At 43.0% G+C, this 13,619-nt stretch carries 14 protein-coding genes; 7 read left to right on the top strand and 7 right to left on the bottom strand.

Annotated features, from left to right (window positions below; all coding sequences use genetic code 11):
* Position 1 precedes the first annotated feature (1 nt).
* The 3 genes from ABDV94_RS07790 to ABDV94_RS07780 form a co-directional block, all read right to left on the bottom strand.
* Positions 2-634: an alpha-ketoglutarate-dependent dioxygenase AlkB gene (locus ABDV94_RS07790; protein ID WP_343606222.1), complete on the bottom strand. Its 633-nt coding sequence runs from the start codon at positions 632-634 to the stop codon at positions 2-4.
* Between the two features lie 280 nt (positions 635-914).
* Positions 915-3,200 (bottom strand): DEAD/DEAH box helicase, encoded by a 2,286-nt coding sequence (locus ABDV94_RS07785; protein WP_343606220.1) that lies wholly within the window; start codon positions 3,198-3,200, stop codon positions 915-917.
* Positions 3,181-3,954, bottom strand: a complete 774-nt coding sequence (locus tag ABDV94_RS07780) for a hypothetical protein (protein WP_343606218.1) — start codon at positions 3,952-3,954, stop codon at positions 3,181-3,183. The genes ABDV94_RS07785 and ABDV94_RS07780 overlap by 20 nt, the downstream gene beginning before the upstream one ends.
* 459 nt (positions 3,955-4,413) lie before the next feature.
* Between ABDV94_RS07780 and ABDV94_RS07775 the strand changes: the two genes are divergently transcribed.
* From ABDV94_RS07775 to ABDV94_RS07755, 5 genes are all read left to right on the top strand, one after another.
* Positions 4,414-4,740 (top strand): GIY-YIG nuclease family protein, encoded by a 327-nt coding sequence (locus ABDV94_RS07775; RefSeq protein ID WP_343606216.1) that lies wholly within the window; start codon positions 4,414-4,416, stop codon positions 4,738-4,740.
* Between the two features lie 379 nt (positions 4,741-5,119).
* Positions 5,120-5,476: a hypothetical protein gene (locus ABDV94_RS07770; protein WP_343606214.1), complete on the top strand. Its 357-nt coding sequence runs from the start codon at positions 5,120-5,122 to the stop codon at positions 5,474-5,476.
* A 576-nt stretch (positions 5,477-6,052) separates the two neighbouring features.
* Positions 6,053-6,787, top strand: coding sequence for a YoaK family protein (locus tag ABDV94_RS07765; RefSeq protein WP_343606212.1), 735 nt, complete (start codon positions 6,053-6,055; stop codon positions 6,785-6,787).
* 176 nt (positions 6,788-6,963) lie between these two features.
* Entirely contained in the window at positions 6,964-7,842 is an 879-nt protein-coding gene (locus ABDV94_RS07760; RefSeq protein ID WP_343606210.1) for an SDR family oxidoreductase, read from the top strand.
* Positions 7,843-7,953: 111 nt separating this feature from the next.
* Positions 7,954-8,886: a helix-turn-helix transcriptional regulator gene (locus ABDV94_RS07755; protein WP_343606208.1), complete on the top strand. Its 933-nt coding sequence runs from the start codon at positions 7,954-7,956 to the stop codon at positions 8,884-8,886.
* 87 nt (positions 8,887-8,973) lie between these two features.
* On the opposite strand, the gene ABDV94_RS07750 is transcribed toward ABDV94_RS07755, so the two are convergent.
* The gene (locus tag ABDV94_RS07750; RefSeq protein WP_343606206.1) at positions 8,974-9,600 is read right to left on the bottom strand and encodes an MgtC/SapB family protein; all 627 of its coding nucleotides are present in this window, start codon (positions 9,598-9,600) and stop codon (positions 8,974-8,976) included.
* A 9-nt stretch (positions 9,601-9,609) separates the two neighbouring features.
* Positions 9,610-9,987, bottom strand: a complete 378-nt coding sequence (locus ABDV94_RS07745) for a hypothetical protein (protein ID WP_343606204.1) — start codon at positions 9,985-9,987, stop codon at positions 9,610-9,612.
* A 138-nt stretch (positions 9,988-10,125) separates the two neighbouring features.
* Between ABDV94_RS07745 and ABDV94_RS07740 the strand changes: the two genes are divergently transcribed.
* A complete protein-coding gene (locus ABDV94_RS07740) occupies positions 10,126-10,581 on the top strand; it encodes a YbjN domain-containing protein (protein ID WP_343606202.1) in 456 nt (151 codons plus the stop codon).
* A 106-nt stretch (positions 10,582-10,687) separates the two neighbouring features.
* Positions 10,688-11,821: a DUF4157 domain-containing protein gene (locus tag ABDV94_RS07735; RefSeq protein ID WP_343606200.1), complete on the top strand. Its 1,134-nt coding sequence runs from the start codon at positions 10,688-10,690 to the stop codon at positions 11,819-11,821.
* A gap of 28 nt (positions 11,822-11,849) precedes the next feature.
* Here the strand turns inward: ABDV94_RS07735 and ABDV94_RS07730 are convergent, their stop codons facing one another.
* On the bottom strand, positions 11,850-12,725 hold the full coding sequence (locus ABDV94_RS07730; RefSeq protein WP_343606198.1) for an alpha/beta hydrolase: 876 nt from the start codon (positions 12,723-12,725) through the stop codon (positions 11,850-11,852).
* A 42-nt stretch (positions 12,726-12,767) separates the two neighbouring features.
* Positions 12,768-13,610, bottom strand: a complete 843-nt coding sequence (locus tag ABDV94_RS07725; protein WP_343606196.1) for a metallophosphoesterase — start codon at positions 13,608-13,610, stop codon at positions 12,768-12,770.
* Positions 13,611-13,619 lie beyond the last annotated feature (9 nt).

Below are 13,619 nucleotides of genomic sequence, written 5' to 3'. Positions count from 1 at the left end.
TTTATTTTAATACTCGAAAGGTAAGATTAATTCTTTCTTTCACAATCTTGTTTGTTTTCGGTACCTGATGTTGCCAATAGTGTTGCATTTCACCTTCCATTATTAGTAGAGTTCCACTTTTCAGAACTATATCTATTTTTTCGTTCGTTTTTATGTGCCTAATCTGAAAGGTCCTAGTTTCACCAAAATTTACAGATGCGATGGTCGGATTAAATCCAAGCTCCTTTTCGCTATCCGAATGCCAGGATATAGAATCGTTACCATTTCTATAAAGATTTAGAAGTACGCTGTTGAAAGCTAGTCCTGCCACGGGTTCAATTTTTTCTTTGATGGCTTTCAGTTCGGTATTCCAACCATTTGGGTGCAGGGTAATACCTGAAAAAGTGTAGCTTTTATCATTATCCCCATACCATGCCGTAAGACGTGGGAACGGCATTTTTTTGCCATACATTTGCATCGATTCCTGTTTCCACAAAATATTATTACGCAAGCTGTCGAAGAATATTTTACTTTCTTCGGAATTAAAAAAGTTCGGATGTAAGTGGACTAGACCGTTAGGGATTTCATTTCGACCAGGTAAAATAATTCGTTTTACCGCCTCATTCATTTCTCCAAAAATATCCATTTGCCCCATAAAGCTAAGGTAAGAATAATAATATAGGGATACGGAATAACCGTGCCCAAATTTATTGTTTCCCTTTTTTAATCCATATTATATATTTAATTACCTTTATCCAAACCAAGTAGAAGAAATTCATACGCCCGTATGGCTGCGGGAATAGAACCCCCTTAAAGAGTATCAACGACTTTGGGGGGTTCGCTTTTTTTGCTAGTCTTTAATTCTTCCATTGATAATTTTGTTTTTGGGTTAATGAGAAAAGCAACGACTTAAGATGTATAAAATCTAAGTAGTTTTATTCTGGTAAATACCAATTGACAATACTTCGAATAAAATCTGATGTGTCGCGAATGGTTGGCAAGAAAGTTATTTTATTTTCATCAATCGTTTCAACGTGTTTAGCTATTTCTTTAATTATCTCTGGCGTAAATCCATATCTCAAAAGTAGGATGTGCTTTTTATTGTTAGTATTGTATCTTAGTAGCTCAACAAATTCAATTGCCCTGTTGTCTGAAGTGTACTCATGATAAATTTCGAAGGCTGCAATCAGTGTGTCAGATAAAGAGAACGATATTACCTGGTCCATGTAATCATATGTATCATAGACTATAGAGTCATAATTCACATCGCGATTTAGAGAACCGTTAGGAAACAAGCTGTATGCTTTTTCTAAACTGCTGTCAGGCAGCTTTTTTGCTGGTTGCGAAAAGTTCGCATATAGTTTGGAATCATTATCCCGATTAGTAATCGAGCTATATCTCAGTCCGACAATCTCACTGAAAGAGCGGCCCTGTGCTGCATGGAAAAAGATGTCTATAGCCATATTAAAAACATTTGTTTCCCCCTTGAAAAGCACTCGTCCTAAAGATGCTTCGTATATTTTTAGAAGAAGCGCTTTAGAGTTATCTCGATTAGTCCTGTTCAAATGCCCTCCAATGCTCGCACGAAGATCATTTGGAATTCTGTAAAATATGTCCAGGAATTGTTTTGAGTAATCCAGCACTTCGGGCTGCGATAGTCTCTGCACTTTGGACAGTGGTATGTTCTTGTCATCGTCGAAAGTGTTGTTCTGAATTGCATCGATCAACTCCCTTTGATCATTTTCATGTACGCCATTGGGAGGGTTTTCAATTACGGATTTCTCATTAAGAAGAAATGGTGTCTGAATACGCTCGCAGAAAAGCTTTGCCCCATTTGTAAAAACATAACCATAATCAAACACTTTTGATTCCGTAAGTCGCCCTGCTCTCCCAATCAAATTTTTGAATGCGAGCGCACGTTCGTTAATATTCCCCTCAAATCGTGTGTTTTCGAGCCAGACAATATCAAAAGGCATATTAATACCCTGCGCTAGCGTACTTGTGGCAAAGCAAAGAGACGAGTATTTTCCACGAATAAAATCTTCTATCAAAAACCTTACTTCGAGCGGGATGGAACCATGATGTATCACAACTCCTTTTTTTAGAAGTTCCACCATAGACGACACATGCCCAGGTTTATCAGCACCGACTATTTGCCGGATATTGTTTATTATTTCAAGTGCTTTTACATTGGTTACCAACGGTAGGTTTTCAATAAATTCTTCGAAGCCTTCTATAAATCGTTCGTTGTAAATAGAATTTTTTGAAACGTAAACGAGGATGGTATGATTACCATTCATTGCAAAGCTCTTAAAATCCCCATTAAACTCTAAATAGTTAGTTTTTTTATGGCCGCCCTCGATATAGGGTGAAAAGTAAAAATAACCTCCATCTTTTTTAACAATACATAATTTGCCGACGGAACCATGTGTATACGCGTGACCATATGTAGCATCATCTGAAAACTGGTGTTTCAAGAATTGTGCCTGAGGATTATCTATAAAAGGATGGGCAAAAATGATCTTTGCAAGAGGAAAATGTTTTTTTACCCTCCGGACTGAAACGTCAAAAGTCAGCCCCCTTTGGCTTTCTTCTGATATTTGGGCCTCGTCGAAAAAAAAGGTTTCAATATTTAGTTTCTCTTTAAATTTGTATAAGTCCTTTGAACGTTCTGGTGTTAGAACAAATACACGACGTAATTCACGTTCCGTATAAACTATATCGACAAATGACGAAATCATTACTCTCTTATTATGCTCGAACTTCCTATTTAAGGAATTAATATATTCAGCTATAAGTGCCCTTGAAGGCACGATTACTACGGCGTCGCCCTTTCCTTCAGCTAGGAAATCACGGATAGAATATGATTTTCCTGCACTTGTTGGGGCAGAAATAGATATATACTGTTTGTCATCAATTGCACGGCGAATGCTAGCCTGAACAGGCGTGAGCAAAGATCCATGTTTTACAAGATGTTCCTTCCCAAAACCCTGCATTAAAAATGAATATAGATTGTTTGGTGTCTTTATCTTATAAAAGAGTCCAAGTGCAGATATTATTCTTTCTTCAAATTCTTGAAAAATCTGTTGATGAAATTCTTTGAAATAACTGAGATCTTCTAGTAATGAAGGGTTGTTCGGTCCAACGCGATGTAACTTATCTAGCAGCTTAGTGAGATCCCCCTCGGGGTCTTTAGTGTTTTTAATCTGTATTAATTTCATAGCTGACCCCAACGATATAAATGTTTTTAGCTCTTTTTAGATTTTCGTAATTTGCACAATTATCCATCGCATTTTTAAGTATTTGTAAAGGATTCTTTGAGTTGATTGAGAAACCAAGAACAATCCCAAAAAGATCATTATCTAAATTGACAGCAGCTTCTTCACCTGCTAAGTGGCCTAAATGGATGTTGTCCATTAAATGCTTTTCATTCAGTATAAATCCGTCGGCTTGTCCACCTGCACCGGTTTTGTCTCCTGACACTCCACCGTAAGGATTTGATGAGCTTGAAAATTTCGCTTCACCAAAATTTATCATGTTTTTTAAACATACAGTATGAAAGTCAAACCCCTCGTTTCCTAAAAGTTTTGGCTTCCAAATTTCTGCTAAAGGAATACACCGATGTTTGAAAATAACCTCCAAAGTCTTCGAAGATCCCATAGAGACTAATAGTTCTCCGAACGCACTAGTAATTTCATCGTCGTCCGAGGTTGCTGTTTCAAATACTTTCACTAAAGACTTAGCTGTTTTGCTTGCCGTATTTTTATATGCTCTTTGTGCCCGAGTATCAAGATCAAAAATCCACGATTGGTCCATCACTCGCGCAGAAAGCTCTCCCGCAATTTTCTCTAAATCTGAGATACTTGCATGGCAGATGAAAATATTTCCCGTATCAGAAATGCAGGCAATTTGGTGAAATGTTGCCCCCCAAGCCTCTTCTGGAAAGCTTTGACTATAGGAAAGACTGGCACTCATTAATAAAGCTTGTTGACTTCGTTCTCAAAAAAGTAGGTTCCAAATGTGCGGCAGCTGCATAAAGATGCTGCCGGATTATAAAACGAAGTAAGTAGAGGAGAGGCTAAAAACATGTGTGCAAATTTAGATTTAATATTTTAGTAGTTATTTATAGCTAATATAAGATTTTATTAGATCGTAACCGATATAAGGTTGTTGGTTTTTAACTTGTTATCTAAAAAAAAGGCTTTTTCCCTTTAAAATTTCATCAAAAATAGCTAACTTTATATCAGAAATAGTTCGTTGAAATCAATCCATTCCGATTTAAAAAATATGTTTACCAATTCGTTTACCACTTTTGTTGGTGATGAAATGATAAAAATGGAAATGCGCATAAATAGTGGCTTGTAGAGGGCGAGAACGCAGATAATTCTAATCCCGTCCAGACCGCTACTGTTAAAAGCAAAAAGAGAAGCCCATATGGCTGTGGGATTAGAAAGCCCTGAGAAGTATCAAAATTCTCAGGGCTTTTGTTTTTTATGGAAATCGCTATTCATGGAAAACTACGTTGTCTACATCAATTATTCTGAAAAATTTGACAAGTATTACATTGGTCAAACTCAAGATTTTCCTTCTCGCATTATTCTTCATAATCAAGGTTTGGTAAAATCAACAAGTCCGTATGTTCCGTGGACAAATGTGTTGTTGATTGAAAAATCGTCCAGATCAGAGGCTATGATCCTGGAGAAGAAATTGAAGAACCTGAATCGGGTTCGATTAATTGCGTTTATAGAAAAGTATAAATGATATATGGTCCCGACGTCTCGACATTTATCGTCGGGAGTCGGGATTCAGACATGTCCGACGTTAAAGTCGGCATCGTCTGAACTGTGGGATTAGAAAGCCCTGAGAAGTATCAAAATTCTCAGGGCTTTTGTTTTTTGGACATATTCATACATGGGAGCCTACTACGTTTACATCATTTCAAATCCTGATGGTACTTACTACAAAGGATATACAACGATCTTACGCGAAGATTGGAAGAACACAATTCTCTTTTGGGAAAATATACATTAGAAAAAGGTCCTTGGTCTTTCATTTTTATTCATTCCTTTGGGGCAAATCTCCATTTGGACACCAAAATCCCCGGAACTTTTCTTTCTTTACACCGAAATAACAACTACCAATGAATCCACTCAGGTGTTTAGCCCAGTTTATTGCATTTCTTCATAGCAGAAGTTGGACCGGTAAATCATCCATCATTTACCAGTTTCTGCATTTCACCTTATTATTCGGATTGTTTTTTGCAGTGAGCGGAATCTACCTGGATCATTTTCAAATCTATTCCCTTCCCATTCAGCCAAAGACAGCGGTATGGATTCTTATTCCGACTGTGCTGGTCATCTGCATCTTCCTGTTGCTGTTAGGCCAAAGACCATATTTGAAATCGGAGTACAAAAACCAGCAGGTCGTGATTGGCGGAATTATTTGGGGACTTCTTTGGATGTATATCGTGCCGGTGCTCTTTTTACTGAAGGATTAGAATGAAGAGCAAGAATCACGCTAATTTTATACCTTTCCAATATGTATGATTATGTAGAAGTATACGGCAATGAAGATTACACGAAGTTTCTCCGGATAGAAGAATTCCAGGAGTTGTTTTCAGACAGACCTGATATCGAAAAATCTTCCCACGCATCATTTATCTGGACAATCGGCGACTTTGGGATCAGAATACAGGGAATTCATTGTGACAGGAACGGGAATTATAGTTTTAATAGCGATCATACCTTCTAACAGGTAAACCTAATTGAATTTTGCCTCCCTCAACATTCGGAATCGATTCATGATGCAGAAATCAGAGCGCTTGTTTCAGAAACGGCACAGAAAATTGGCTGGGAAATTCATTGGAGAGAATAAGTCGGTGCGCTTGTAAATGGCAGTTTGGGAATTCTCCTAGGCCTTCACACCTTGGCGTTTAAAATAACTTCTGGAAGTAAAGTATTGGTATTCCATTGAAACGACATTTACAGGCCATTTTTGATCATCATATTCTGTGACGATCAACAGATTCCAGGACATTGTGTATTTTTACAATTGGTTACAAATACAACAGCAATTGTTTCGACATACCGGTAAAAAACGCACCTTTCTGCACAATCTGAAACTGGCATCGATGTTGTCGGGAGTGGCAGGTTTGGTCAATATCACCGGAGTTCTCTCGTTGGGTACACTGACAACGAACATCACCGGGCATTTCGCTTTTTTTGCAGAACGGTTGTTTTTAAAAAGCTACGCGGAAACGTTGACCTACCTGTTCTACATTGTGTTTTTCCTGTTCGGGGCATTTTTTTCCAGCCTGCTGATTGAGTTAGTGGCAAAACGCCACAAGTTGTCTACCTATGTATTGCCCATCCTGGTGGAAATTTTGTTATTGACAACCGTCGGACTGGCAGATTCGTTCGTTTCGCAGTTTTCAGTCTTGTTGGCATGTCTGTTGTTATTTGCGATGGGCTTACAGAATGCGCTGGTGACCCGCGTATCACAATCAGTGGTGCGAACCACCCATCTTACGGGCTTGTTCACCGATTTGGGGATCGAGCTGTCACAACTGTTGTTTTACAGGGAGCCGAACGAACGTGCAAAATTGAAAAGAGCCATCTTTCTGAAGGTGATGATTATCACGTGTTTCTTTTCCGGAGGAATCATCGGTGGTTTTGTACATATCTACTTCGGGTTGAAAACCTTATTACTGGCGGCCCTGTTGCTGTTGTTTGCATTGTGGTATGACCGCTTACTGTTCCGTTATTATTACCTGAAACGGAAATTATCCGGACGGTATACCCATCCGTAAAAATGGAAAATGCTTCGGCAATTCAGGCATCAAATGGATGGATTTGAATTCCCGGTGTCCGGTGAACGTGTGGCAGGGATCAGATGTTCCGTCGCGCTTTTGACTACAACAAAAACGGATTTGGCTACATCTGCCCGTCAGGAAGAGCCGAACTTTGTGATATCAAAAAAAGGAACATGAAAGTATTTGTAACAGGAGCTTCCGGATTCATCGGCTCCGCAGTTGTAAAAGAATTGATCGGAGCAGGTCACCAGGTAATCGGTCTGGCGCGTTCCGAAGAATCAGCCAAAGCCATTCGGGATGCAGGAGCAGAAGCGTTGCTGGGTGGTTTGGAAGATCTGGACATCCTGAAACAGGGAGCATCTGCTGCAGACGGTGTCATTCATACAGCGTTTATCCACGATTTCACACAATATGCCAAAGCAAACGAGGTCGAAAAGACAGCTATCCGAACCTTGGGGGAAGCTTTGAAAGGAACTGCGAAACCAATCGTGGTGACGGCGGGAATTTTGTTCCTTCCGAAAACCGGAGGGGTAGTTACGGAAGACGATGCGTCACCGGCCGGCTCTATGCGGAGTTCGGAAACGGTGGCAATGAAATTGGCCGGGGAGGGAATCCATGCCTCCGTGGTTCGCCTTCCTCCGTCAGTTCACGGAAATGGTGATAAAGGTTTTGTTCCGTTCATCATTGCCATGGCGCGCAAAAACGGAGTATCTGCGTATCCGGGAGAAGGAACCAACCTCTGGCCGGCAGTGCACCGGCTGGATGCAGCGAAAGTATTCCGCCTGGCATTGGAGGAAGGAGCGGTAGGAGCACGCTACAATGCGGTAGGAGAAAAAGGAATCGAAATGAAAGCCATTGCAGGATTGATTGCTGAAAAACTCAACCTGCCCCTGCAATCCCTCACAGATGATGCGCTTTTGAAGCACTTTGAATGGATGAGCGGATTCATCGCTTCCGATAGTCCTGCGGTGAGCGACCGGACACGGGAAAAATTGGGCTGGACACCAACGAATCCGGGGTTGCTGGCGGATATGGAACAGCACTATTTCTGATTCATCTAAAAAGACCTTGATCTTGCACAGCTGTTTCGGGATTTTTCCACCGGTTGTGCAGGATTTATCCGGTAAAAGCGTACATTTCAAGAACTCCAATCAATACAAGTCATGGCAAAAGCAAGTCCGCTACGAATCAAGACGATCGGTGAATTTCACAAACTGCGCGGTTTGCCGGCACCGGAACATCCGTTGATCAGTTTGGTGGATTACGCCCAAACCAAGAGGTCGCCCGGAGAAGGTACTTCCGGATTGGTATTCGATTTCTACCTGGTTTCCGTGAAACGCGGTATGGCCGGAAGAATGAGTTACGGTCAGCAGGAGTATGATTTTGATGGTAACCACAACGAACGGGTCATGTTTTTCATGTCGCCCGGGCAATTGTTGAAACTGGACGCAGCTACTCACGATCCTGGCAAGCGCTCAGGCTGGATGCTGCTTATCCACCCGGATTTTCTGTGGAATACGTCACTGGCAAAAAACATCGGGAGATACGAATACTTCGACTACAAGGTGAATGAAGCCCTGTTCCTGTTCGAAAAAGAAGAAGCTGTGCTTCGGAGCATCGTGGAAAATATCCGGCAGGAATACCAGGGAAATATCGATTCCTTCAGTCAGAGCATCATGGTGTCGCAGATTGAAACCCTGCTCAACTATTCGGAACGTTTTTACCAGCGTCAATTCATTACCCGTAAAAAATCCAGCCACCAGGTGCTCGAACAAATGGAAAGCCTGCTGGATGCTTACTTCGATACAGATACAGTGTCTGAAAAAGGATTGCCTGCTGTTCATGATATTGCAGACCAATTGCATGTCTCAGTCAGTTATCTGGGGTCCCTGCTCAAATCACTGACAGGAATGAATACTCAGCAGCATATCCACGAAAAACTGATTCAAAAAGCCAAAGAAAAACTGTCGACCACCCGGCTGAGCGTCGGAGAAATTGCATACGAACTGGGATTCGAACACTCACAGTCGTTCAGTAAACTGTTTAAAAACAAGACCAGCATGTCGCCGCTTGAATTCCGGAACTCGTTTAATTAATTACGAATTACGAATTACGAATTACGAATATTTTTGCATTAGGCATTAGGCATTAGGCATTAGGCATTAGGCATTAGGCATTCGTAATTAATAATTGAACCGATCCACGCGGCTTTCATCATTCAGCTCCTTCACAAACAACCAGTGTTTTTCCGAACCGCCCTGAACCAGCCAGGCTCCTGTGTGTTCATCTCCGTCTTTTTCCAGTTTCGCGATCTTGTACTTGAGTTTGTATTTGGCAAGCGTGGCTTCGAGTTCTTCGACGGAATAATTCGCTCGGTTGAAACTCACGATGTACGTTACAGATTTATGCAACTGGTCGATTTTACTCTCAACAAAAGGCAGAACAACGAGAATCACGACGATGAAGAAAGAAGCACATGCCGCGGCAAAATAATACCCGGCTCCGATTCCCATTCCGACCGCAGAAACCGTCCAGATCGTGGCTGCAGTTGTGATCCCGTTGATTTTATTTCCACCATGCAGAATGACACCGGCGCCCAGGAAACCAATTCCCGTGACAATATTTGCCGCGATGCGGTCCGGGTTCGGACCTCCCAGCATGGACGAAACGAGCGTGAAGAAACAAGAACCGATCGAAATCAGGATGATGGTACGGAAACCGGCAGATTTGCTTCGGTATTCTCGTTCGATGCCGACAATTCCTCCCCAGAGAGCGGCCAGTAAAAAGCGGAGTGCAATTTCGTATTCCATCTGTTGATGCTAAATGTGTGTGATCCGGCAAGGGATATCCAAATCCTCCGAGAGGTAATAAATCGAACAAACGCGGTGATAGCCGTCTGCAATGATTAGTCTGTGCGACCGCACCAAAAGCACCGGAGATAATTTGGTTCCGGCCCTGACCTTCTCGATATTATCCTTGACATGCACATTATCCGGAGGAAGCAATGGCAGTTCGCTGGCCCTTAAAATATCCTTCGCTTTCTTGAGTACTGTTTCAGATTTCTTCAAACGCTGCACGATTTTCTTCGGTTTTTCACCCGAAAACAACAGGTCGAGATAATCCATTGCCGCGGGATAATTACTGTCGCGCGGATCTTTGAGCCAGATTTCCTGGTACGATTTGTTTTCTTCAGACATACAAACAAGGTTCGTGATACAATCAATCCATTACAAAAAAGTAAGCATATTTATTGATATTTAAGCAGGGAAACCGGTAAAAAAATGCACGATCGTGCCAGGCTTTGTCTTCCATCACTTTTTTTGTATTTTTCGCTTATGAATTTGGATGACGTATCATATTTGATTGAAGGAAGTTTGGCGGAACTGGGAGTTGAACCGGGATTGTGCCGCGGAGATAAGCCCGGGCAATGGAACATCACCTATAAAGGATCAACGGTATGGATTGATGTATTCAATTTTCCGCAGCATCCCGATAAATACTACTTTCAGGTCATGAGTCCGCTCACACGGATTCCGGATCGCAACCAGGAAGCGTTTTTCAAAAACTGCCTGGAGATCAACCATGGTTTGTACGGTTCCTGGATCAGCATTAAAGCCGATTGGGCTTACGTGCTTTCCCTGCGTGAGGCGGATAACCTCGACAAAAGCGAAATCGATGCGACATTGGATCGCGTAGCATTCTATTCCTCTGATTACTTCGGTAAACTGACCTTCAAATTTGAGGGGAGCTGGGATCCGAAACCCAACGATAAGCCGGTTAATTTCAACTGAGAAGCGAATCCGTGTTCTACGTTCCTGGAGTTGTATCAGTTGCAGCTCCTGAGTTGTTTTCTTCAATTTTTAGTGATAAGTTTGATAGAACCTTAAACTTTCAACTATGAGCACTGGAGCTTCAAAAGAGCATAAACCACCCGTTCAGGCCGATTTGCTGAAAAAAGACGGCGGTCTTGCAAGTGCTGTGCATCTGGATAATCGTCCGGAAGCATCTCAGCAGGCCGTGATGCAGCAGGCTGCTTTCAACAAGGAACGTACCAGCGGAATGAAAGCCTGTCAAAACATGGCCGACTGCAGTCCGGTGGGAGAAACGGTGAAACAGCTTCAGGCAAAAACAAATCAAACAGGTTTACCGGATCAATTGAAAAGCGGGGTCGAATCTCTTTCGGGAATGAGCCTGGATGCGGTCAAAGTTCATTACAATTCGTCGAAACCGGCACAAATGCAGGCACATGCCTACGCACAGGGAACAGCTATTCACGTTGCTCCGGGACAGGAAAAACACCTGCCGCACGAGGCCTGGCATGTGGTGCAGCAAGCTCAGGGACGTGTACAACCAACGACTCAATTGCAGGGAGTTGCTGTCAATGATGATTCCGGGCTGGAAAGCGAAGCCGATGTGATGGGAGCAAAAGCAATGAGTACTGCCTCCGTTTCAGAACAACCGACTCAGTTAAAGACTGTTTCAGGACTCAGTAACCAACCGGTCATTCAGCAATACAGTTACAATAGCGGTACGATACGAACAGTAAAAGTAACCGGGAACAATGGCGAAAATACGTTTGATGAATGTACGAAGAATACGGTTACTTATAACAAAGGAGAAGCCAAGCAGGATGGAACGATCACCGGTGAAGCTGATTGGGCAGGCTGGCTGGTCAACCAGGCGAATACAGCTAGAAATGCAACCCAGCTTCACGTCGTTAATAAACGTTGGGGAGGTAAGGGGGGAGCGAAAGATGGGAATATTGTTCCCGGATCACCTGCTGCCAATAGCTACCACCTGCACGATGCGGAAAAAGAATTTGATAAATGCTTTGATGGAAACGACAAGGCGAAAGAAAACTGTTCGTATGAATGCACGGCAACTCCGGCCTACGGACAGAATATCGACGTAAAAGGAGGAGTGAAGAATTTTAATGATCCGACGCTTCAGGTGAAAATAACCTACAACGGAAACACCGATACGTATGATCCCCGTTTAGGAGGTGGTATTCAATTCAAAGACGGAAGCTAGACGTTTTCTTCACAACAAAATGGTACGCTTACTGCGGGAAATACGCATTGATAAATAACACCATTTTCGTGACACAGTCCTGAGATTGTGCCGTATTCCAGTTGCCGTGTCCCGCACCCTGGTACATCGTGGCCTGGTTGTACACACCAGATGCATTCAATGAATCGTGCAAACGTCCCATCTGTGTTGTCGGAATCAATGGATCCTGGTCGCCATAGAACGAAATAGTGGGAGGCGCAGCAGCAGTGATATGATACACAGGACTCACTGCCTGGATCAGCGACATCGGAGCCGATTGTCCGACCAAAACCGGGTAAATCGAAGCATACAGCGGATTGTACAGGTAATTCGGATCGGTTAAATCTGTTGGCCCAACCGTGTTGCAAATGCCCTTCACGTGATGGTTGCCGTCAAACCCGTAAGCGTAGAGCAGTGAAAGATGTCCGCCGGCTGAGTTTCCGAACAGGAAAAACTGCGGCGAAACGTTGTATTTCGGAAGACTGATTTCATCCAAAGCCGCCTGGATATCGTTGATTTGTTTGGGGTATGCCGGACTCGCTTCTGTTGCCAGCCGGTAGTTGATATTGATAATGGCGTGGTTCGGATAATAGCTTTTCAGGGAGTTCATCATGTAGTTGAAATCGGCTTTATCTCCGGCTCCCCAGCCGCCACCGTGAATGAGTACAAATACTTTCGTGGTTCCAGCGCTCCGGTTTGCAGGCAGATAGATATCCATCTTTTGCTGGTTGTCGGTTCCATAGGAAATATCCTGCAGATTGTAAGCCTGGTTGGTCTCATACACCGGTTCCTGGTTGGAAGTGTTCTTTTTACAGGCAGTGATGAACAGGACGAACAGGAATCCGAGTACCGGAATTGCCATTTTGCTTGCTGCACGAAAATTCAAAGAGGTCATTTTGAAGTGTTTCCTGCTAATTTAACCGTTTTATCAGAATTTCCAATGATGTTTGGTAAAGGAGTTCGTCCATTTCTGTTCCACGACTTCCAGTTGTAGCCCGTTTTCGTTCTTTTCCAGGATGAGCATGCATCCCGCCGGAAGAATGCCGTTCGGCTCGAATTCCAATTCCCGGATCTTAACGGATCGGGTGATCCCGTTGCTGGCTATTTCCTCTTTGAACGGTTCCCCGGTGTGACCGTAGAAATGATACTCAAACAACACCTGGTCGAACAGTTCCCGGATTTCGGGCATACCATACCCTGGAGTGTTGTCTTCTTTATCGTGCGAAATCAGGATGTCAAAATGCGCTTTGCTTTTCGTTAATTTTCGTAATTCCTTCCGTTCGTATTCCTGGATAAAACGTGCTTCGGAACGTTGTTTCCGGTCACCGATCCGCCCGATTCCCGTAAAAGTCAGCGTTTCATCTCCTTCGGAGAGTGTTTGAATCCAGCCGGTTTTGCACATCCACACCTTTCCGTACACATCAATCGGAAAGCGGCCTTCCTGCGGGTATTTTTGTTCCAGCTCATCCAGGAATGCATGATCCTCATGGTTTCCCCGAACGCAGATCATCGGGATGTTGAGTGCTTCTAAAAAAGATTGAATCGCCGGGTTTACCGTGCAGAAATCGTCGTGAAAACCCAGTTCGTCCCGGTCATACTGTGCATGCTTGATCGTGGCTTTATCCAGTTGTTCCAGGTTGGGGTAAGCGCCCAAATCTCCACATTGCAAAATGAAATCGATTCTTTTTCCGCTTACGTTCTGGTAGTGGTCTGCCAGTTTGAACGGAAGCAGGATTTTGCCGTGGATATCTGAAAAAAGAGCGAGTCGCATAAATACAGG

Origin of the sequence: Fluviicola sp., from assembly GCF_039596355.1 — a bacterium.
Lineage (GTDB): Bacteria > Bacteroidota > Bacteroidia > Flavobacteriales_D > Crocinitomicaceae > Fluviicola.
Note: the sequence above shows the minus strand (reverse complement) of the source record. Positions and strands in the feature narration are given on the sequence as shown.

What these genes read in the sequence shown, in the direction of transcription:
- ABDV94_RS07725 (WP_343606196.1), bottom strand. Translation starts at nt 13,610, where the DNA reads ATGCGACTCGCTCTTTTTTCAGATATCCACGGCAAAATCCTGCTTCCG.
- ABDV94_RS07785 (WP_343606220.1), bottom strand. Translation starts at nt 3,200, where the DNA reads ATGAAATTAATACAGATTAAAAACACTAAAGACCCCGAGGGGGATCTC.
- ABDV94_RS07740 (WP_343606202.1), top strand. Translation starts at nt 10,126, where the DNA reads ATGAATTTGGATGACGTATCATATTTGATTGAAGGAAGTTTGGCGGAA.
- ABDV94_RS07745 (WP_343606204.1), bottom strand. Translation starts at nt 9,987, where the DNA reads ATGTCTGAAGAAAACAAATCGTACCAGGAAATCTGGCTCAAAGATCCG.
- ABDV94_RS07770 (WP_343606214.1), top strand. Translation starts at nt 5,120, where the DNA reads ATGAATCCACTCAGGTGTTTAGCCCAGTTTATTGCATTTCTTCATAGC.
- ABDV94_RS07780 (WP_343606218.1), bottom strand. Translation starts at nt 3,954, where the DNA reads ATGAGTGCCAGTCTTTCCTATAGTCAAAGCTTTCCAGAAGAGGCTTGG.
- ABDV94_RS07775 (WP_343606216.1), top strand. Translation starts at nt 4,414, where the DNA reads ATGGCTGTGGGATTAGAAAGCCCTGAGAAGTATCAAAATTCTCAGGGC.
- ABDV94_RS07755 (WP_343606208.1), top strand. Translation starts at nt 7,954, where the DNA reads ATGGCAAAAGCAAGTCCGCTACGAATCAAGACGATCGGTGAATTTCAC.
- ABDV94_RS07760 (WP_343606210.1), top strand. Translation starts at nt 6,964, where the DNA reads ATGAAAGTATTTGTAACAGGAGCTTCCGGATTCATCGGCTCCGCAGTT.
- ABDV94_RS07750 (WP_343606206.1), bottom strand. Translation starts at nt 9,600, where the DNA reads ATGGAATACGAAATTGCACTCCGCTTTTTACTGGCCGCTCTCTGGGGA.
- ABDV94_RS07735 (WP_343606200.1), top strand. Translation starts at nt 10,688, where the DNA reads ATGAGCACTGGAGCTTCAAAAGAGCATAAACCACCCGTTCAGGCCGAT.
- ABDV94_RS07790 (WP_343606222.1), bottom strand. Translation starts at nt 634, where the DNA reads ATGGGGCAAATGGATATTTTTGGAGAAATGAATGAGGCGGTAAAACGA.